Consider the following 1,234-nt stretch of genomic DNA (forward strand, 5'->3'; position numbering starts at 1 on the left):
AACCTGCGTCCGATAATGCTGATCTTTTACTAATCCGGCGACCTGTAAACTTCTTTCTAGTTGCACCTCGCCCCAATTACCCAAGGTTTTCTTATCGCCTTTGAGTGCAGTCGTCAGGTTCTGGGCATCCTGAGACATCTGCGCATTAAGGTTTCGCAGAATCTCCAACTCCTTCTTTAGACTACCAGCCGATTCATGATTTTCCTTCTGGATACCGTCTACCCGATGACGGAACTCGGTAATTTGTTCTCTAAAAGGTTTTAGCACGCCTTCGATAGACAACTGGTTATCCTTGGTAATGCGTTTTCCCTTTTCGTCAAAGATGCGGTTCGCCAAATTCTCAAACTCTGACTGAAGTGATTTTTTCTGAGACTCAAATTGCTCTCTCTGTTGAATCATTGCGCGATCACGCTCTTCAATAACCGCCTCTAGACGGGCATTATTTCGATTCAAGTCAACCACCTGAAGCCTGGACGACTGAAGCTCGTCATGTAAGTTTAAACACTGTTCACCTTGAGCCTCTAAACGTTCCAGCAAAAGAGCCTTATCACTTTCTAGAGCTGAGTATCTGCTCTGTTCATCACTTAGCTTTCCAAGGTATAGCTTTCGAAAATAAGCCAGACCACCTATAACAATAAAGGATAAACAAGCGATAAATAACTCTAGGTTCGCCAGTAAGTGCTGTTCCATTTAGTTAGCCTTAGATAAGTGAAAACATTTGCCGCTACGTCGGCAAAAAGAAGTCTGTACGGTATCCCAAAAACCATACTATCAGAGTCTGAGAGACCAATAATCATTGCTATTCAATAGATTATAGAAGACACCATAAATTTTGGCCCATTTAATGCTTCCCTAGCTGGTAATCGCGCTAAAACCTTAGACAGCGCTTTGAATATACCTTTGACACTTTAGTATAGCTGCCATGAAAATTTTTCTACAACGATGCTGGATAGTGCCGCTAGTTCTATTACTCAGTGCCTGTAATGGAGGCTCGTCTGGCAAATCTTCGCCCCAAAATCATCAACCTGTAGCCAATGCAGGTGAAGACATGACGGTCACCGAAAAACAATTAGTGACCTTAGACGGTTCTGCCAGCCATGACCCAGACGAAGACGATATAAACTACAAGTGGATTCAGGTTGACGGTCCCTTCGTGGAACTCAGCTCAGACGAAGATGACTCACCGAGCTTTATTGCCCCTGACGGAAGTACAACCCTGCGCTACCAGTTACAC

Annotated in this window: 2 protein-coding genes; one reads left to right on the top strand and one right to left on the bottom strand. The window is 44.0% G+C overall.

Translation table 11 applies throughout. The features are described 5' to 3' along the window. Window positions 1-690, bottom strand: a 690-nt coding sequence (rmuC, locus tag A3756_RS22985) for a DNA recombination protein RmuC (RefSeq protein ID WP_156490711.1), incomplete at its 3' end; no start/stop codon positions are given. Window positions 691-922: 232 nt separating this feature from the next. Between rmuC and A3756_RS26840 the strand changes: the two genes are divergently transcribed. Next, on the top strand, window positions 923-1,234 hold a 312-nt coding region (locus A3756_RS26840), incomplete at its 3' end, for a PKD domain-containing protein (protein WP_231875620.1).

This window comes from Oleiphilus sp. HI0086 (assembly GCF_001635225.1).